We start from the raw sequence: 384 nt of genomic DNA on the forward strand, positions 1-384 counted from the left end.
AAGTAAATCATGTTTTCTCACGCTTTCTAAAATCACTTCTTCTATTGTATCATGAAACGGAGCCTGCGACAAGAAAGGGCAATTCCTCTTTTTTTAAGATTTTTTTAAAGAAATGCGGTATAATAAATTTTAATCAAAGGAGAGAATGTATGTCTAATTATCGTAGAACCTCAAAACCAAAAACAGAACACATCAAAAAAGGCTTTACGGTCTTTCAAAAAAACCGTTGCTACTATCGCTAGTATCCTTGGCTTGATTACCGCAAGTATCACAATCATGAACGCCTTGGACAATAATAAAAATACTAAAAAAGAACCTACGACAAGCCAGACGACAACCATTGTCAAAGAAATTCAAAAGGAAGTCCCTAAGGAAAACACCAGT

1 pseudogene is annotated in these 384 nt (G+C 34.6%); it reads left to right on the forward strand.

Going from position 1 to position 384, the window contains the following annotated elements:
* Positions 1 to 149: 149 nt before the first annotated feature.
* Positions 150 to 384 (forward strand): annotated as a pseudogene (locus SMIDD26_RS10935) (DUF6556 family protein); the annotation flags it as partial.

This window comes from Streptococcus mitis, assembly GCF_001579035.1.
Taxonomy (GTDB): Bacteria; Bacillota; Bacilli; order Lactobacillales; family Streptococcaceae; genus Streptococcus; species Streptococcus mitis_J.